Here is a 17815-nt window from a genome sequence, read left to right as displayed (position 1 = left end):
AGATCCGTTTGTACGGACAGCACACGGCCCGGGCCGCCGCCATCCACTCGGATGGCCGCATGCCCGGGCCGGGGTCACGCCGTGAGGGCGGCGTGATGTCCTGTGCCTCGCGGGGAGGGGATTACAGCTTGGTCCACGCCTCGGTGAGCACGTTGCGCAGGATGCCCTCGATCTCGTCGAAGGTGCCCTGGTCCGCGATCAGCGGCGGGGCCAGCTGGATGACCGGGTCGCCACGGTCGTCGGCGCGGCAGTACAGGCCGGCGTCGTACAGCGCCTTGGAGAGGAAGCCGTACAGGACGCGCTCCACCTCCTCGTCGTTGAAGGACTCCTTGGTGGCCTTGTCCTTGACGAGCTCGATGCCGTAGAAGAAGCCGTTGCCGCGGACGTCGCCGACGATCGGCAGGTCGTGCAGCTTCGACAGCGTCGAGTAGAAGGCGCCCTCGTTGTCCAGGACGTGCTGGTTGAGGCCTTCCTTGTCGAAGATGTCGAGGTTGGCGATCGCGACCGCCGAGGACACCGGGTGGCCACCGAAGGTGTAGCCGTGCAGGAAGGTGTTGTCGCCCTTGTAGAACGGCTCGGCGATGCGGTCCGAGACGATGCAGGCACCGATCGGGGAGTAGCCCGAGGTCATGCCCTTGGCGCAGGTGATCATGTCCGGCACGTAGCCGAACTTGTCACAGGCGAACATCGTGCCGAGGCGGCCGAAGGCGCAGATCGTCTCGTCGGAGACGAGCAGCACGTCGTACTGGTCGCAGATCTCGCGGACGCGCTGGAAGTAGCCGGGCGGCGGCGGGAAGCAGCCGCCGGCGTTCTGCACCGGCTCCAGGAAGACGGCCGCGACGGTGTCGGGGCCCTCGAAGAGGATCTGCTGCTCGATCTGGTCGGCGGCCCAGCGGCCGAAGGCCTCCGGGTCGTCGCCGTGGATCGGGGCGCGGTAGATGTTGGTGTTCGGCACCTTGTGCGCGCCGGGGACCAGCGGCTCGAAGGGGGCCTTCAGGGCCGGCAGGCCGGTGATGGACAGGGCGCCCTGCGGGGTGCCGTGGTAGGCGACCGCACGCGAGATGACCTTGTACTTGGTGTGCTTGCCCTGCAGCTTGAAGTACTGCTTGGCGAGCTTCCAGGCGGTCTCGACGGCCTCGCCGCCACCGGTGGTGAAGAAGACCTTGTTGAGGTCGCCCGGGGCGTAGTCGGCGAGGCGCTCGGCGAGCTCCACGGCCTTGGGGTGCGCGTACGACCACACGGGGAAGAACGCGAGCTCCTGGGCCTGCTTGTACGCGACCTCGGCGAGCTCCTGGCGGCCGTGTCCGGCGTTGACCACGAACAGACCCGCGAGTCCGTCGAGGTAGCGCTTGCCCTTGTCGTCGAAGATGTAGGTGCCCTCACCACGCACGATGGTGGGGACGGGGTTGTTCTCGTAGGACGACATGCGGGTGAAGTGCATCCACAGGTGGTCGTACGCGGTCTTGGACAGGTCCTGGGTCACGGTTATCGAGTTCCCCACATGTAGGTCTGCTTCTTGAGCTTGAGGTAGACGAAGCTCTCGGTGGAGCGCACTCCGGGGAGTGTGCGGATGCGCTTGTTGATCACATCCAGCAGGTGGTCGTCGTCCTCGCAGACGATCTCCACCATCAGGTCGAAGGAGCCGGCGGTCATCACCACGTACTCGCATTCGGCCATGGCCGTCAGTGCGTCCGCGACCGGATCCAGGTCACCCTCGACGTTGATGCCGACCATCGCCTGCCGCCGGAATCCCACGGTGAGGGGGTCGGTGACGGCGACGATCTGCATGACGCCCTGGTCGAGCAGTTTCTGGACGCGCTGCCTCACGGCTGCCTCGGAGAGGCCGACGGCCTTTCCGATCGCCGCGTAGGGACGGCGCCCGTCCTGCTGGAGCTGCTCGATGATCGCCAGGGAGACGGCATCGATCGTCGGGGACGAACCGGTTCCGGTTCTGGAGTCTGTGCTTCGACTGGCCACGACTTCACTGTGCACCGAGATTGTCTGTCGTGCAAGCCCAGAGCGATGAAATTCGTTGTGATGAGCTCCGGATCTTGCTGAATCCGAAGTTGGGAGGGGTCGGGGCTGTTGAAAGCGTCTGTCGAGCGATTAGGCTGAGGTGTCTCGCCCATCGGGACCCCGCACAAGGACGTGCGAAGACAGAACGTGACAGGAGGGGTGGCAAGTGACCACCGAGCTGCGCCGGCTGCGTAACTACATCAACGGGGAGTTCCGCGACGCGGCCGACGGCCGCACCATCGAGGTGGTCAACCCGGCCACCGGCGAGGTGTTCGCCACCTCCCCGCTCTCCGGGCAGGCCGACGTCGACGCCGCCATGGAGGCCGCCGCTGCGGCGTTCCCCGCCTGGCGTGACAGCACGCCGTCCGAGCGCCAGAAGGTTCTCCTCAAGATCGCGGACGCGTTCGAGGAGCGCGCCGAGGAGCTCATCGCCGCCGAGGTCGAGAACACCGGCAAGCCGGTCGCTCTCACCGCGAGCGAGGAGATCCCGCCCATGGTGGACCAGATCCGCTTCTTCGCGGGTGCCGCCCGGATGCTCGAGGGCCGCTCGGCCGGCGAGTACATGGAGGGCATGACCTCCATCATCCGCCGCGAGCCGGTCGGCGTCTGCGCCCAGGTCGCGCCGTGGAACTACCCGATGATGATGGCCGTGTGGAAGTTCGCCCCGGCCCTCGCCGCGGGCAACACCGTCGTCCTCAAGCCCTCGGACACGACCCCCGCGTCGACCGTCCTGATGGCCGAGATCATCGGGCAGATCGTCCCCAAGGGCGTCTTCAACGTCGTCTGCGGCGACCGCGAGACCGGCAAGGCCATGGTCGAGCACCCGATCCCGGCGATGGCCTCGATCACCGGCTCGGTCCGCGCCGGCATGCAGGTCGCCGAGTCGGCGGCCAAGGACGTCAAGCGCGTCCACCTGGAGCTGGGCGGCAAGGCCCCGGTCGTCGTCTTCGAGGACACCGACATCGAGGCCGCCGTCGGCGACATCTCGGTCGCGGGCTTCTTCAACGCCGGCCAGGACTGTACGGCCGCGACCCGTGTCCTCGTGCACGAGTCCATCCACGACGAGTTCGTCGCCGCCCTCGCCAAGGCCGCCGCCGAGACGAAGACCGGCCAGCCGGACGACGAGGACGTGCTCTACGGCCCGCTCAACAACGCCAACCAGCTGAAGCAGGTCACCGGCTTCATCGACCGCCTCCCGGCCCACGCCAAGGTCGAGGCCGGCGGCCACCGCGTCGGCGACAAGGGCTACTTCTACGCCCCGACCGTCGTCTCCGGCCTCAAGCAGGACGACGAGATCGTCCAGAACGAGGTCTTCGGCCCGGTCATCACCGTCCAGTCCTTCACGGACGAGGCCCAGGCCCTGGAGTTCGCGAACGGCGTCGAGTACGCCCTCGCCTCCTCCGTCTGGACCAAGGACCACGCGCGCGCGATGCGCATGTCCAAGGCCCTCGACTTCGGCTGTGTGTGGATCAACACCCACATCCCGCTCGTCGCCGAGATGCCCCACGGCGGCTACAAGAAGTCCGGCTACGGCAAGGACCTCTCCGCCTACGGCTTCGAGGACTACACGCGCATCAAGCACGTCATGACCTCCCTGGGCTGATCCCCACAGGACACCGCGCGGCCCCGGCACCCATGATCGACAGGGTGCCGGGGCCGCGCCGTCTTCCGTGCGGAGGCGGAACTCGGTCGCCGGGCCGTGAGTTCCACGGTCATGACGGACACCACACGCCTCAACCCTCTCGTCACCCATGGCCTGTTCCTCGCCTGGGCCGTGCACGACGCCGAGGAGCTCGCCCGGGGGCCGCGCTGGCTCCGGGAGAACCTGCCGGGTCTGCGCGAGCGCTTCCCCGGAGTTCCGGAGCGGGTGTGGAAGGCTCTCGCGTCCGTCGACGAGCGTGAATTCGCCGCGGCCGTCGGGGTGATGGCGGTGATCGTCGGCGCCGCCGCCGCGTCGGGTGCCCGCTCCGGCGGACGGTCGGTCTTCTACCAGGGCGCGGTGACCGGCTTCGGGCTGCACGGGCTCGTCCACCTCGCGCAGGCCGCGGTCGTACGGGACGCGACACCGGGTGCGCCGACCTCTCCGCTCGTCGTCATCCCCTTCGCCCTGTGGGCCCGGGGCCGGCTGCGGCGGGCCGGGGTGCTGCGTCCGGCCAGTCCCGGGGGAGTGGTGGCGGGGCTCGCGGTGGCGGCCGGGGCGACGGTGGTCTCGCACGCGGTGGGACGCAGGCTCGCCGCCCGGTTCTGAACGCGCTCAAAAATATCCACCCCGTCTTTCTGAACGCGTTCAAGAGGGGTGTACGTTGATGCCATGAGCGACACGAACGGGCCGAGAGCCCTTCTCAAGCGCATCCGCGTCTGGCTGATCCTCTTCGTCGTCTGTCTGGTCCTGAGCGGGGCCACCGCCTTCCCGCTCGTCACCGAACTCCGGCTCCTCGACGCCTCCTTGGAGGGCTGGGCGTCCCCCGTCGCGGACCTCCTGCCCGGACTCGCCGAGTGGATCGACCGGGTGGAGGAAGGCGTCCGGGCGGCCGACGAGCAGGCCCCGTACCTGCTCTACGGCACCGACTGGCTCGCCTTCGCCCACCTCGTCATCGCGATCGCCTTCATCGGCCCGTACCGCGATCCGGTCCGCAACATCTGGGTCGTCGAATTCGGCATGATCGCCTGCGTCGGCATAGTCCCACTGGCTCTGATCTGCGGACCCGTACGGGACATCCCCCTCTGGTGGTCGGTCATCGACATGTCCTTCGGCGTCATCGGCATCCTGCCGCTGCTTCACGTACGCCGGATGACCAAGCGCCTGGAGGCCGCTCACTCCGGCAGGCCGTAGGCCGCCACCATCAGGCCGAGCGCCGTCCTGTTCATGTCCTGACCCTTGGCGTCGGTCGAGTTGACGCTGTAGACGAGGGTCCGCTCGCCGTGGCGGGTCGACGCGATGGCCGCGTTGTAGCCCCAGCGGCCGCCGGTCTTCCCCCACACCTCACGCCCGCCGAGCCTCTTCATCGACAGACCGACCGAGTACGCGGCAGGGTCGCCGGACGTGAAGTCCTCGACCTTCGGGAGCGTGAACATCTCCTCCAGGAGCGGACCGCGCACCACGCCCCCCTCGAACAGCGCCCGCGTGAAGCGCTCCAGGTCGGCGGTGGTCGAGATCAGGTCCCCGGCCGCCCAGCCGTCCGTCGTCCCCCACACCGACACGTCCCGCAGCCCGGTCGAGCCGTCGTCGATCCGCATCGTCTGGTAACCGTGGTTGTACGGGCCGCGGATCTCCGGGTCCCCGCCCGGGAAGTACGTGTCCCGCAGCCCGAGCGGCCGCAGGATCCGCCGCTCCACCTGGTGCTCGTACGAGTCGCCCGTGACCCGCTCCACGATGAGCCCGGCGATCGTGTACCCGATGTTCAGGTAGTGCTGCTTCGTGCCCGGCCGGAACTCGCGCGGCTGCGACGTCGCCGAGCGGACCAGCTCCTCCGGGGTGTGGACGGCGAAGCGGTTCGCGTACCACTCCTCGACGGTCTCCCCGGGCAGGTCGGCGGCCGGGATGCCGTGCGTGTGGTTGAGCAACTGGCGCACGGTGACCGTGGCGTAGCGGCCGGGGATCAGATCCGGGAGGTACGAGCGGGCCGTCCGGTCCAGATCGATCCGGCCCTCGGCGGCCAGCTGGAGGACGGTCGCCGCCGTGAACACCTTCGTCACCGAGCCGGCCCGGAAGCGGGCCGCCGGGTCCGCCGGGGTGTTCGTCTCCAGGTCGTGGACGCCGGCGCTGCCCCGCCAGGAGCCCTCGGTGCCGCCGACCCGTACCAGCGCGGCCGTCGCGTCGGCCCGGGGGAGTCCCGCGATCACCGCGCTCAGGTCGGGGCTCGACGCCCGGGACGCGGCCGCCGCCGAGGTCGTGGCCGCGAAGGCCGGGGTGAGCGCCGGGCCGGCGGCGACGCCCAGGACCAGGGCGGCGGCCAGCAGGGTGCGGGTGGACTTCCTCATGGTCAACTCCGGTGGTGTGAGCCGTTGTTCTCGATGGCTCCATCCTGCTGACCTGCGGCGATCCACGGATCGCCCGCACCGGCGGTCTTCGGCGGGTCAGTTCCTCCCCGGCGCGGGGGAGGAACCGGGCCCGGCGCCTCCCCCGGGCGGGGGAGAACCCGCCGCGACCAGACCCGTCTCGTACGCGCAGATCACCGCCTGGATCCGGTCCCGCAGCCCCAGCTTGGCGAGGACGTTTCCCACGTGCGTCTTCACCGTGTGGTCGCTGACCACCAGCTCCGCCGCGATCTCCGCGTTCGACAGGCCCCGGGCGAGCAGCAGCAGCGTCTCGCGCTCCCGGCCCGTGAGGACGTCGAGCCGCGGATCCGCCCTGCGCGGACCGCCCGCCGTGTACTGCTCCACCAGCCGGCGCGCCACGGACGGCGCGAGCAGCGAGTCGCCCGCCGCCACCACCCGTACCGCGTGCACCAGGTCGTCCCGCCGCACGTCCTTGAGGAGGAAGCCGCTCGCGCCCGCGTGCAGCGCCTCGTACACGTACGCGTCGGTGTCGAAGGTCGTCAGCATCACCGTCCGGCAGCCGGACTCCGCGCTGATCGCCCGGCAGGCCTCGATGCCGTCCGTCCGGGGCATCCGGATGTCGAGCAGCGCCACGTCCGGCGCGAGCCGGCGCACCGCCTCGACGGCCTCCGCCCCGTCCCCGGTCTCCGCCACCACCTCGATGTCCGGCTGCGCGTCCAGGATCATCGCGAAGCCGCTGCGGACCAGTTCCTGGTCGTCCGCGACCACCACCCGGATCGTCATCGTCCCTCCTCCCGCACGGGCAGCAGGACCCGCACCTCGAACCCCCGGCCGCCCGGGCCGGTGCCCGTCTCCGCCGTCCCGCCGTGCGCGGCGGCCCGCTCCCTGATGCCCACCAGACCGTGCCCGCCCGGACCGCCCTGGGGGCCGCGCCCGTCGTCGGTCACCGTGACCCGCAGGACGCCGTCGGCGTGGGCGAGCCGGACGTCGACCGTGCGCGCCCGGGCGTGCTTCACCACGTTCGTCAGCGCCTCCTGCACGATCCGGTAGACGCTCGCACCGGTCGCGGCCGGCAGTGCCCGCACCCCGCCCTCCGTCGCGTACCCGACGGCCAGACCGCCGGCCCGCACCCGGTCCAGGAGCACGGGGAGGTCCGCGAGGTCCGGCTGCGGCTCGCGCGGGGCCGCCGTCTCACCGCCCTCGCGCAGCAGTCCCAGCATCTGGCGCAGCTGGACCATCGCCTCCCGACCCGTCTCCGAGATCGCCTCGAACGCCGCCTCCGCGCGCTCCGGAGCGGCCCGCACGGCGACCGGCCCCGCCTCCGCCTGCACGACCATCAGGCTCACCGCGTGCGACAGGATGTCGTGCATCTCCCGGGCGATCCGGGCCCGTTCACGCGCCGCCGCCCGCTCGGCCTCCACCCGCTGCGCCCGCTGCCGGGCGTCGGTGAGCCGCCCGAAGACATAGGCCGCGCCGAACACGAAGAGGGAGAAGGTCAGTTCGCGCACCGACTGGGTGTTGAGCCACACCGAGGCGGGCACCGCGACCACCAGGAGCCCCGCCGTGACCATGCGCTGCCACGGCGGCGCGAGCACCGCGATCGTGTAGACGCTCACCAGACCCGTGTACGGCAGCGGCTGCCCCGGCCCCTCGACGGCCAGCTTGTACAGCGCGCTCGTCGCCAGGATCGCGAGCAGCACCGCCATCGGCGCACGCCGCCGCCACACCAGCGGCACCACGGTGAGCGTCGTGAGGCCGTACGCCGGCCAGGTCGCCGGTTCGAGCTCGGGCCCGCGCGGCACCACGAACGGCATCGTCATCGCCGCCTGCACGATCAGTGCCAGACCGATGTCCACCGCCCACGGATGGGCGGCCCCCCAGGTGCGCAGCTCGCGCATCCCCCGTATGCCCATTACGGCTTGCGGCCCACCGCGCCGAACTGAGCCACCACGGCGCCCTCGTCGGAGCGCCAGCGGGAGCAGGAGACGATGCCCGGCTCCAGGAGGTCGAGGCCGTCGAAGAAGGAGGTGAACTCCTCCCGGGTCCTGGCGGTGATCGGCGGGGTCGCGTTCTCGTTCCAGAAGTCCATCGCGGCCTTGTTGCCCTCGCCGCCGAGCTCGGGCTCGAGCGTCGGGTGGGTCAGCACGAGATGGCTGCCGGGGGGCACGGCGGCCATCAGGGTCCGCACGATCGACCGGGCCTTGTCGGTGTCCAGGACGAAGTTGAGGATGCCGAGCATCAGGACCGCGACCGGGCGGGACAGGTCGAGCGTGCCGATGGCCGCCGCGACGATCCGCTCGGGGTCGTGGGCGTCGGCGTCGACGTACTCCGTGACGCCCTCCGGGGCGCTCGTCAGGAGCGCGCGGGCGTGCGTGAGGACGATCGGGTCGTTGTCGACGTAGACGATCCGGGCGTCGGGGGCGACCCGCTGCGCCACCTCGTGGGTGTTCTCGGCGGTGGGCAGGCCCGTACCGATGTCCAGGAACTGGCGGACGCCCGCCTCGGCGGCCAGGTACGTCACGGCCCGGCCGAGGAACGCCCGGTCCGCGCGCGCCACTTCGCCGATGCTCGGATAGAAGGCGGTGACCTGGTCGCCGACCGCGCGGTCCACGGGGTAGTTGTCCTTGCCGCCCAGCCAGTAGTTCCACACCCGGGCGTTGTGGGCGATGTCGGTCCTGATCCGGTCGTTCATTCGCGAGCCTTTCGCAGCACGGCGGCGAGTGCGTCGACCCGGTTCGTGGTGACCGCGTCGATCCCGTTCTTGATCAGCTTACGCATGGTGTGCTTCGTGTCCGCCGTCCAGGCGGAGACGAGCAGCCCGTCCCGGTGGATCCGCTCGGTCAGCTCCCGACTCACCAGGCCGAAGCGGTAGTTGAGCCACTTCGGCCGCACGGCGTCGAGCAGCACGGGCCGGGCCGGGGCGAGCGAGGTCCACGTCAGGGCGATCTCGGCGGCCGGGTCGGCGGCCCGCACCTGGAGCATGGCCACCGCGCCCGCGCAGTAGGCGACGCGCTCCTGGGCGCCGCACTCGCGGACCGTACGGACGATCGTGCGGACCGAGTCCTCGTTCCCGCCCGGCAGGTCCAGCATCAGCCGGTGGTCCCCGGCGGCGATCAGCGCCTCGCGCAGGGTCGGCACCCCGTCGAAGGTGAGCTCGCGCAGCAGCTGGTGCGAGAGGCCGGAGAGCGGCCGGTCGTGGCCCCACAGCCGCTTCAGGGTGTCGTCGTGGAGGAGGACGGGCACCCCGTCCGCCGTCAGCCGGACGTCGACCTCGACCGCGTCCGCCCCCCGCTCGATCGCCGAGGCGATCGAGGGGAGCGTGTTCTCACGGACGCGGTACGGGTCGCCGCGATGGGCTACGACAGTCACAGGGCGCATGGCCCCATTCTCGTCGCCGTCAGCGCGCCAGCCAGTCGTTCGTGTACGTGTCGATCTCGGCGGCGATCCTGGCCTTGCCGGCCGCGTCGAGGAAGGAGGCCTCCACGGCGTTCTTGGCGAGGGCGGCGACACCGCGCTCGTCGAGGCCGAGGAGACGGGCGGCGACCGCGTACTCGGTGTTGAGGTCCGTGCCGAACATCGGCGGGTCGTCGCTGTTGATCGTGACGAGGACGCCGGCGTCGACGAACTGCCGGATCGGGTGCTCCTCCAGGGTGGCGACGGCCCGGGTCGCGATGTTCGAGGTCGGGCAGACCTCCAGGGCGATCCGGTGCTCGGCGAGGTACGCGAGGAGCTCGGGGTCCTGGGCGGAGCTGGTGCCGTGGCCGATGCGCTCGGCGCCGAGCTCGCGGATCGCGTCCCACACGGTCTCGGGTCCGGTCGTCTCGCCCGCGTGCGGGACGGAGTGCAGGCCGGCCGCGCGGGCGCGGTCGAAGTACGGCTTGAACTGCGGGCGCGGCACACCGATCTCCGGGCCGCCGAGGCCGAAGGAGACCAGCCCCTCGGGGCGCAGACCGTCGGTGGTGGCGAGCCGCGCGGTCTCCTCGGCGGAGACCAGACCGGCCTCGCCGGGGATGTCGAAGCACCAGCGCAGGACCGTGCCGAACTCGGCCTCGGCGGCCTTGCGGGCGTCCTCGATCGCCGCCATGAAGGCGCGCTCGTCGATGCCGCGGCGGGTGGAGGAGTACGGGGTGATGGTCAGCTCGGCGTAGCGGATGTTCTGCCGGGCCATGTCCCGGGCGATCTCGAAGGTCAGCAGCCGGACGTCCTCGGGCGTGCGGACCAGGTCGACGACCGACAGATAGACGTCGATGAAGTGCGCGAAGTCCGTGAACGTGAAGTAGTCGGTGAGCGCCTCCGGGTCCGTGGGGACCTTGGAGTCGGGGTGCCGGGCCGCGAGCTCGGCCACGATCCGGGGCGAGGCGGAGCCGACGTGGTGGACGTGCAGTTCTGCCTTGGGGAGCCCCGCGATGAAGGGGTGGAGGTCGGTCATCCGATCATCGTAGGCCGGGCGGTTCCCTCGCAGGGGTGAGGCCGTAACATGGCGTGACCACGATGGGGGAGGCCCATGTCTGACAACCGAGACCAGTCGCGGGGCGGCTACGACCCGACGGACCCGTGGGCTCCGCCGAACCGCGACGGGGTGGAACTGAGCAAGCCGGCGACGCCGTCGCCCCCGCCGGTGCACGACCAGCCGACCATGACGTCCTTCCCGGCCGCGCCGGGCGGTCCCGGCGCTCCTGCCGGCGACGTCCCGCCGCCGCCGGTCGCCCCCGGCGGTCCCGCGGCCACGCCCGGCTACGGCTACCCGGCGGCCACGCCGCCGGCCGGAGGGTACGGCTACCCCTCGGCGACGCCGGCGGCTCCGGTCACGTCGGGGTACGGATACCCGGGGTACGGCACCTCCGGCTACGGCCAGACCGGCTGGCAGCAGGCCCCGTCCAACGGCATGGGGACGACCTCGATGGTGCTCGGCATCATCGCGGTGGCCGGGTTCTGTCTGTACGGCCTGGGAGTGATCCTCGGCGTCCTGGCGCTGATCTTCGGCATCATCGGCCTGAAGAAGGTCGGCCGGGGCGAGGCGACGAACCGGGGCATGGCGATCGCGGGCATCGTGCTCGGCTCCGTCGGCACGCTCGTGAGCGCCGTCTTCCTGGGCTTCGTCATCTGGGCGATCGCCCAGGACCCCTCGGCCTTCGAGGAGGACTCGAGCGACGACCCGTTCGCGTCGGTCCTGCAGATCGAGCAGGACGGCCGCTGACGCACGCACGCCCACGAAGGGCCCCGCACCTCCCGGAGGTGCGGGGCCCTTCGCGCGTCATGCGGAGTTCCCGGGCCTCCCGGAGGTGCGGGGCCCTTCGCGCGTCACCCGGCGCGCAGTCGCTCCCGGGCCTCCATCAGCGCGAAGCCCAGCAGGTTGAGGCCGCGCCAGCGCGCCGGGTCGTGGGCGCGGGGGTCGTCGGCGGCGAGCCCGATGCCCCAGACGCGGTCCAGCGGGCTCGCCTCCACCAGGACGCGCTCGCCCGTGCCCACCAGGAAGGCGCGCAGCGCCTCGTCCGAGGAGAACTTGTGGACGCTCCCCTCGACGACGATCCCGAACCGCTCGCGCTCCCAGACCGCCTCGTCGAAGCCGCGCACGAGCCGGCCCGCGTTCTTGGCCTCCGCGGGCGTACGGGCGGTCAGCGCCGCCCGCTCGGCGTCCGCGTCCCGGAAGAGGCGGGCCTTGGCGGCCATCATCCAGTGCTCGGCGGTCGCGTAGGAGACCCCGTCGACCGTGAACGGCGCGGGCCACCACTGGCTCAGACAGCTCGCCGAGAGGCGCCCGTCGGGGTGCGGGCGGTGCCCCCAGAAGTGCAGCCACTTCACCCGGTCACCCCTCGTGACCTGCTGTGTCAGCTCTTCGATCTTGCTCATACATGCGAGTCTGACATCCGCCACGGACACTCCGTACGGAGATTTTCCGACCCCCTCGACACATGGTCGACCGAATCCGTCGCGTAACCAAAAGGCAACAACGGAATCCCTTGTTGGGTGGTCATCCCTCTGTCAGGATCGGCACTCAATTCGAGCTGGGACAACGGAGAGCGTCATGACCAACCGCTTCCAGGTGACGGACCGCTTCGCGGACGGCGCGCAGTACATCGGCGGAAGGCTCCGTGCCGGAACCTCAGGTCAGGAACACAGCGTGATCGACCCGGCGACGGGCGAGAGCGTCTACACCTATGCCCTCGCCTCCACGGCGGACGTGGACGAGGCCGTGGCCGCGGCCAAGGCCGCCTTCCCCGGCTGGGCGGGAGCCACCCCGGGCGAGCGCTCCGACGCGCTGCACCGCCTCGCGGGGGTCCTCGCCGACCGGGCGGAGGACATCGCCGAGGTGGAGTCCCTCCAGTGCGGCAAGCCGCTCAAGCTCACCACCGAGTTCGACGTGCCCGGCACGATCGACAACACGGCCTTCTTCGCGGGGGCGGCCCGCCACCTCCAGGGCCAGTCGGCCGCCGAGTACACCGGCGACCACACCTCGTACATCCGGCGCGAACCGATCGGCGTCGTGGGCTCCATCGCCCCCTGGAACTACCCGCTCCAGATGGCCGCCTGGAAGATCCTCCCGGCGATCGCCGCCGGCAACACGATCGTCCTGAAGCCGGCCGAGCTCACCCCGCTGACCTCGCTGATGTTCGCGCAGGCGGCGAAGGAGGCCGGCATCCCCGACGGTGTCATCAACATCGTCAGCGGCTCCGGGCGGGTCGTCGGCGAGCACCTCGTCGGCCACCCCGACGTCGTCATGACCTCCTTCACCGGTTCCACCCCGGTCGGCAAGCGGGTCGCCGAGGTCGCCACCGCCACCGTGAAGCGGCTCCACCTCGAACTCGGCGGCAAGGCGCCGTTCCTCGTCTTCGACGACGCCGACCTGGAGGCCGCCGCCCAGGGCGCGGTGGCCGCCTCCCTCATCAACAGCGGCCAGGACTGCACCGCGGCCACGCGCGCGTACGTCCAGCGTCCGCTGTTCGACGCCTTCGTGGCCCGGGTCGCCGAGCTCATGGAGACCGTCCGCGTCGGCGACCCCTTCGCGGCCGACACCGACCTCGGACCGCTCGTCAGCCACCGTCACCGCGACAGCGTCGCCGGCTTCGTCGAGCGCGCCCGCGGCTACGCCACCGTCGTCACCGGAGGCGAAGCCCCTGGTGGAGAGCTCAAGAACGGCGCATACTACCGTCCCACCCTGATCATCGGCGCCGCGCAGGACAGCGAGGTCGTGCAGTCGGAGATCTTCGGCCCGGTCCTGGTGGCCCTGCCCTTCGACGGCGACGACGAGGGCATCCGGCTCGCCAACGACACCCCGTACGGCCTCGCCGCCTCCGCCTGGAGCCGGGACGTCTACCGGGCCAACCGCGCCACGCGGGAGATCAAGGCGGGATGTGTGTGGGTCAACGACCACATCCCGATCATCAGCGAGATGCCCCACGGCGGCACCAAGGCCTCCGGTTACGGAAAGGACATGTCGGCGTACTCCTTCGAGGAGTACACGCAGGTCAAGCATGTGATGTTCGACAACACGGCGGTGGCGGCCAAGGACTGGCACCGCACGATCTTCGGGGACCGATAGCAATTCGCCGCCCGACCAGCGGCTCACTCATCCCGAAAGGGCACAGCGCATGGAGCAGTACGAGCCCGACAGCCTGTCCGCCGCGCAGCTGGCGGCGATACGGCGGAGCATGACGAGCGGCCGGGGCGCCCTCAGCCGCCGTTCGATGCTGCGCGCGGGCGGCGTCGGCGCACTCACCGTCGGCGGTCTCGCCGGCCTGAGCGCGTGTGGCATCCCGCCGGCCAAGCGGGAGGGCAACGGCCCCGCGTCCATCGACGTCTCGGCCAAGGAGAAGAGCCTCGCGTTCTCCAACTGGACCGAGTACATGGACGTCAGCGAGGACGAGAAGTCCCGCCCGACCCTGGAGGCGTTCGCCAAACGCACCGGGATCAAGGTCAAGTACACCGAGGACATCAACGACAACGTCGAGTTCTTCGGCAAGATCAAGCCGCAGCTCGCGGCCGGCCAGGACACCGGCCGCGACCTGATCTGCGTCACCGACTGGCTCGCCGCCCGCATCATCCGGCTCGGCTGGGCCCAGAAGCTGGACCCGGCGAACCTGCCGAACGCGTACGCGAACCTGTCCTCGCAGTTCCGCCGCCCCGACTGGGACCCGGGCCGTTCCTACTCGTACCCGTGGACGGGCATCTCGACCGTCATCGCGTACAACTCCAAGGCGACCGGCGGCAAGAAGGTCGACTCCGTCACCCAGCTCCTGGACGACCCCGCGCTCAAGGGCCGGGTCGGCTTCCTCACCGAGATGCGCGACTCCGTCGGCATGACCCTGCTCGACATGGGCAAGGACCCGGGGAACTTCACGGACGCCGACTACGACGCGGCGATCGGCCGCCTCCAGAAGGGCGTCGACAAGAAGCAGATCCGCCGCTTCACCGGCAACGACTACACCTCCGACCTGGACAAGGGCGACATCGCGGCCTGTCTCGCCTGGGCCGGCGACATCATCCAGCTGCAGGCGGACAACCCGGACATCAAGTTCTCCATCCCGTCCGCCGGTTACCTCACCTCCAGCGACAACCTGCTCGTCCCGGCGCAGGCCCGGCACAAGACGAACGCCGAGAAGCTCATCGACTACTACTACGAGCTTCCCGTCGCCGCCCAGCTCGCCGCCTACATCAACTACGTGTGCCCCGTCGACGGGGTGAAGGACGAGCTCGCCAAGATCGACCCCGAGCTCGCGAACAACCTGCTGATCCTCCCGGACAAGGCCATGGCCAAGAAGTCGCACGCCTTCCGCTCGCTCAGCAGCGCGGAGGAGACGGCGTACGAGGAGAAGTTCGCCAAGCTCATCGGCGCCTGAGTCCGTCCTCGTCCACCTCTCTCACTCCCTGGGACAGCAACCCATGACTGACAAGACTGTTCACACCGGAAAGAACACTGGCGGCGGCGACGTCCGTCTCACCGGGATCAGCAAGACGTACGGCTCCTTCACCGCCGTCCACCCGCTCGACCTGACCGTCCCGCAGGGCTCCTTCTTCGCCCTGCTCGGCGCCTCCGGCTGCGGCAAGACCACCACGCTGCGCATGATCGCCGGCCTGGAGGACCCCAGCACCGGCACCGTCTTCCTCGGCGACAAGGACGTCACCGACCTCCCGCCGTACAAGCGGCCGGTCAACACCGTCTTCCAGTCCTACGCGCTCTTCCCGCACATGGACATCTCCGAGAACATCGCCTTCGGCCTGCGCCGCCGCGGCATCAAGTCGGTGAAGAAGCAGGTCGACGAGATGATCGACCTCGTCCAGCTCGGCGAGCACGCGCACAAGAAGCCGCACCAGCTCTCCGGCGGCCAGCAGCAGCGCGTCGCCGTCGCCCGCGCGCTCATCAACCACCCGCAGGTGCTGCTCCTCGACGAGCCGCTCGGCGCCCTCGACCTCAAGCTGCGCCGCCAGATGCAGCTGGAGCTCAAGCGGATCCAGACCGAGGTCGGCATCACCTTCGTGCACGTCACCCACGACCAGGAGGAGGCCATGACGATGGCCGACCAGGTCGCGGTGATGAACGGCGGCCGGGTCGAGCAGCTCGGCGCCCCCGCCGACCTGTACGAGAACCCGCAGAGCACCTTCGTCGCCAACTTCCTCGGCACGTCGAACCTCATCGAGGCCGAGGTCGTCGAGACCGGCGGCGACGTTCTGGCCACGGCCGGCGGCAGCAAGCTCCGTGTGCCCGGCGACCGCTGTACGGACGCCGTCCGCGTGGGCGGCAAGGTCCTCGTGGGCGTCCGCCCCGAGAAGATCTCGCTCGCGCACGCCGACGACGCGGGCTCGATCGCCGACGGCCGCAACCGGGTCACCGGCCGGATCGTCGACTCCTCCTTCATCGGCGTCTCCACCCAGTACGTGGTGAACTCGCCGGCGGGCGCGGAGCTCCAGGTGTACGAGCAGAACATCGAGCGCGACACCCGCCTCGTCCCGGGCGCGCAGGTCGTCCTGCACTGGAACCCGGCCCACACCTTCGGCCTCGACGCGGCCCAGGACATCGACGCGGGCGTGGAGACGGTGGAGGACGCCTCGTGACCGCGACCCTGACGAAGGAGGCTCCGGGACCGGTCGAAGAACCGGTTCTGCGCAAGCCCTCCACGCGCAAGCGGCTCGTCCCGTACTGGCTGCTGCTGCCCGGCATCGTCTGGCTGCTCGTCTTCTTCGCGCTGCCGATGATCTACCAGGCCTCCACCTCGGTGCAGACCGGCTCCCTGGAGAAGGGCTTCGAGGTCACCTGGCACTTCCAGACCTACTGGGACGCCTTCCAGGAGTACTGGCCGCAGTTCGTCCGCTCCCTGCTGTACGCCGGGACCGCGACCCTGCTCTGCCTGCTGCTCGGCTACCCGCTCGCGTACCTGATCGCCTTCAAGGCCGGCCGCTGGCGGAACCTGCTGCTCGTCCTCGTCATCGCGCCGTTCTTCACCAGCTTCCTCATCCGCACGCTCGCGTGGAAGACGATCCTGGCCGACGACAGCGTCGTGGTCGACGCGCTCAACGCCCTGCACTTCCTGGACGTGACCAGCTGGCTCGGCTGGACCGAGGGCAACCGCGTCCTCGCCACCCCGATGGCGGTGGTCACCGGTCTCACGTACAACTTCCTGCCCTTCATGATCCTGCCCCTCTACACCTCCCTGGAGCGGATCGACGGCCGGCTGCACGAGGCCGCGCAGGACCTGTACGCCTCCCCGGCGACCACCTTCCGCAAGGTGACCTTCCCGCTGTCGATGCCCGGCGTCGTCTCCGGCACCCTGCTCACCTTCATCCCGGCGAGCGGTGACTACGTCAACGCCGAACTGCTCGGCTCGACCGACACCAAGATGGTCGGCAACGTCATCCAGTCGCAGTTCCTGCGCGTGCTCGACTACCCGACGGCGGCCGCGCTCTCCTTCATCCTCATGGCGATCGTGCTCGGCATGGTCACCGTGTACATCCGCCGTGCCGGAACGGAGGACCTGGTCTGATGCGCTGGATCCGCAAGAACCTGGTCGTCATCGCGGGCCTGCTGACGCTCGCGTACATGATCCTGCCGAACCTCGTGGTGATGGCGTTCTCCTTCAACAAGCCGAAGGGACGCTTCAACTACTCCTGGCAGGAGTTCTCGCTCGACGCCTGGAAGGACCCCTGCGGCGTCGCCGACATGTGCGAGTCGCTCTCGCTCTCGCTCCAGCTCGCCGCCTGGGCGACGCTCGGCGCCGTCGTCCTCGGCACGATGATCGCCTTCGCGCTGGTCCGCTACCGCTTCCGGGCGCGCGGCGCGATCAACTCGCTGATCTTCCTGCCGATGGCGATGCCCGAGGTCGTCATGGCCGCCTCGCTGCTCACGCTCTTCCTCAACATGGGCATCGAGCTGGGCTTCTGGACGGTCCTGATCGCCCACATCATGTTCTGTCTGTCGTTCGTCGTGACGGCGGTCAAGGCCCGGGTCATGTCCATGGACCCGCGCCTGGAGGAGGCCGCGCGCGACCTCTACGCCGGGCCCGCGCAGACCTTCCTGCGGGTGACCCTGCCGATCGCCGCGCCCGGCATCGCCGCCGGTGCGCTGCTCGCCTTCGCCCTCTCGTTCGACGACTTCATCATCACCAACTTCAACGCGGGCTCCACCGTCACCTTCCCCATGTTCGTCTGGGGCTCGGCGCAGCGCGGAACCCCCGTTCAGATCAACGTCATCGGCACCGCCATGTTCATCCTCGCGGTACTGATGGTCGCGGCCGGGCAGATCATCACGAACCGGCGCAAGAAAACAGCAACGGCCTGAGCGGAAGACGTCTCAGGCACCGAAGGAGTT

At 70.1% G+C, this 17815-nt stretch carries 18 protein-coding genes; 9 read left to right on the top strand and 9 right to left on the bottom strand.

The features are described 5' to 3' along the window. Nucleotides 1–121: 121 nt before the first annotated feature. Nucleotides 122–1501 (bottom strand): aspartate aminotransferase family protein, encoded by a 1380-nt coding sequence (locus ABT041_RS28560; protein ID WP_179199699.1) that lies wholly within the window; start codon nucleotides 1499–1501, stop codon nucleotides 122–124. Beyond that, on the bottom strand, nucleotides 1486–1992 hold the full coding sequence (locus ABT041_RS28555) for an Lrp/AsnC family transcriptional regulator (RefSeq protein WP_265864573.1): 507 nt from the start codon (nucleotides 1990–1992) through the stop codon (nucleotides 1486–1488). The genes ABT041_RS28560 and ABT041_RS28555 overlap by 16 nt, the downstream gene beginning before the upstream one ends. Before the next feature lie 190 nt (nucleotides 1993–2182). Between ABT041_RS28555 and ABT041_RS28550 the strand changes: the two genes are divergently transcribed. The 3 genes from ABT041_RS28550 to ABT041_RS28540 all read left to right on the top strand — a co-directional run bounded on the left by ABT041_RS28550 (nucleotide 2183) and on the right by ABT041_RS28540 (nucleotide 4849). Continuing rightward, nucleotides 2183–3619 (top strand): gamma-aminobutyraldehyde dehydrogenase, encoded by a 1437-nt coding sequence (locus ABT041_RS28550; RefSeq protein WP_351189603.1) that lies wholly within the window; start codon nucleotides 2183–2185, stop codon nucleotides 3617–3619. Nucleotides 3620–3730: 111 nt separating this feature from the next. Then, nucleotides 3731–4264: an HXXEE domain-containing protein gene (locus ABT041_RS28545; RefSeq protein WP_351189601.1), complete on the top strand. Its 534-nt coding sequence runs from the start codon at nucleotides 3731–3733 to the stop codon at nucleotides 4262–4264. Nucleotides 4265–4327: 63 nt separating this feature from the next. Further along, on the top strand, nucleotides 4328–4849 hold the full coding sequence (locus tag ABT041_RS28540) for a hypothetical protein (protein ID WP_351189599.1): 522 nt from the start codon (nucleotides 4328–4330) through the stop codon (nucleotides 4847–4849). Here the strand turns inward: ABT041_RS28540 and ABT041_RS28535 are convergent. From ABT041_RS28535 to ABT041_RS28510, 6 genes are all read right to left on the bottom strand, one after another. Continuing rightward, a complete protein-coding gene (locus ABT041_RS28535; RefSeq protein ID WP_351189597.1) occupies nucleotides 4831–5997 on the bottom strand; it encodes a serine hydrolase domain-containing protein in 1167 nt (388 codons plus the stop codon). The genes ABT041_RS28540 and ABT041_RS28535 overlap by 19 nt on opposite strands. A 96-nt stretch (nucleotides 5998–6093) precedes the next feature. Beyond that, on the bottom strand, nucleotides 6094–6798 hold the full coding sequence (locus tag ABT041_RS28530; protein ID WP_351189594.1) for a response regulator: 705 nt from the start codon (nucleotides 6796–6798) through the stop codon (nucleotides 6094–6096). Beyond that, the gene (locus ABT041_RS28525) at nucleotides 6795–7913 is read right to left on the bottom strand and encodes a sensor histidine kinase (RefSeq protein ID WP_351189592.1); all 1119 of its coding nucleotides are present in this window, start codon (nucleotides 7911–7913) and stop codon (nucleotides 6795–6797) included. Before ABT041_RS28525 ends, ABT041_RS28530 begins: the two co-directional genes overlap by 4 nt. A 14-nt stretch (nucleotides 7914–7927) precedes the next feature. Further along, nucleotides 7928–8707 carry an SAM-dependent methyltransferase gene (locus ABT041_RS28520; protein ID WP_351189589.1) on the bottom strand — a complete coding sequence of 260 codons (780 nt, stop codon included), beginning with the start codon at nucleotides 8705–8707 and terminating at the stop codon, nucleotides 7928–7930. Beyond that, complete coding sequence (locus ABT041_RS28515; RefSeq protein WP_351189587.1) at nucleotides 8704–9393, bottom strand: glycerophosphodiester phosphodiesterase; 690 nt, start codon at nucleotides 9391–9393, stop codon at nucleotides 8704–8706. Before ABT041_RS28515 ends, ABT041_RS28520 begins: the two co-directional genes overlap by 4 nt. A gap of 19 nt (nucleotides 9394–9412) precedes the next feature. Continuing rightward, on the bottom strand, nucleotides 9413–10444 hold the full coding sequence (locus ABT041_RS28510; protein WP_351189584.1) for an adenosine deaminase: 1032 nt from the start codon (nucleotides 10442–10444) through the stop codon (nucleotides 9413–9415). Nucleotides 10445–10519: 75 nt separating this feature from the next. Here ABT041_RS28510 and ABT041_RS28505 point away from each other — a divergent pair, with 75 nt between their 5' ends. Then, nucleotides 10520–11212 carry a DUF4190 domain-containing protein gene (locus ABT041_RS28505; protein ID WP_351189581.1) on the top strand — a complete coding sequence of 231 codons (693 nt, stop codon included), beginning with the start codon at nucleotides 10520–10522 and terminating at the stop codon, nucleotides 11210–11212. A 104-nt stretch (nucleotides 11213–11316) separates the two neighbouring features. On the opposite strand, the gene ybiA is transcribed toward ABT041_RS28505, so the two are convergent. Then, nucleotides 11317–11865, bottom strand: a complete 549-nt coding sequence (ybiA, locus tag ABT041_RS28500) for a riboflavin biosynthesis intermediates N-glycosidase (RefSeq protein WP_351189578.1) — start codon at nucleotides 11863–11865, stop codon at nucleotides 11317–11319. 175 nt (nucleotides 11866–12040) lie between these two features. Here ybiA and ABT041_RS28495 point away from each other — a divergent pair, with 175 nt between their 5' ends. Genes ABT041_RS28495 through ABT041_RS28475 form a run of 5 tightly spaced genes read left to right on the top strand, consistent with a single transcriptional unit; the run spans nucleotide 12041 to nucleotide 17785 of the window. Beyond that, a complete protein-coding gene (locus ABT041_RS28495; protein ID WP_351189575.1) occupies nucleotides 12041–13555 on the top strand; it encodes a gamma-aminobutyraldehyde dehydrogenase in 1515 nt (504 codons plus the stop codon). Between the two features lie 49 nt (nucleotides 13556–13604). After that, entirely contained in the window at nucleotides 13605–14852 is a 1248-nt protein-coding gene (locus ABT041_RS28490) for an ABC transporter substrate-binding protein (protein WP_351189572.1), read from the top strand. Between the two features lie 43 nt (nucleotides 14853–14895). Next, the gene (locus tag ABT041_RS28485) at nucleotides 14896–16065 is read left to right on the top strand and encodes an ABC transporter ATP-binding protein (RefSeq protein ID WP_351189569.1); all 1170 of its coding nucleotides are present in this window, start codon (nucleotides 14896–14898) and stop codon (nucleotides 16063–16065) included. Continuing rightward, nucleotides 16062–16991, top strand: a complete 930-nt coding sequence (locus ABT041_RS28480) for an ABC transporter permease (RefSeq protein WP_351189566.1) — start codon at nucleotides 16062–16064, stop codon at nucleotides 16989–16991. The genes ABT041_RS28485 and ABT041_RS28480 overlap by 4 nt, the downstream gene beginning before the upstream one ends. Continuing rightward, the gene (locus tag ABT041_RS28475) at nucleotides 16991–17785 is read left to right on the top strand and encodes an ABC transporter permease (protein WP_351189563.1); all 795 of its coding nucleotides are present in this window, start codon (nucleotides 16991–16993) and stop codon (nucleotides 17783–17785) included. The genes ABT041_RS28480 and ABT041_RS28475 overlap by 1 nt, the downstream gene beginning before the upstream one ends. Nucleotides 17786–17815 lie beyond the last annotated feature (30 nt).

This window comes from Streptomyces sp. NPDC002825 (assembly GCF_040295385.1).
Classification (GTDB): Bacteria; Actinomycetota; Actinomycetes; order Streptomycetales; family Streptomycetaceae; genus Streptomyces.
This window is presented reverse-complemented; position numbering and strand designations above follow the sequence as displayed.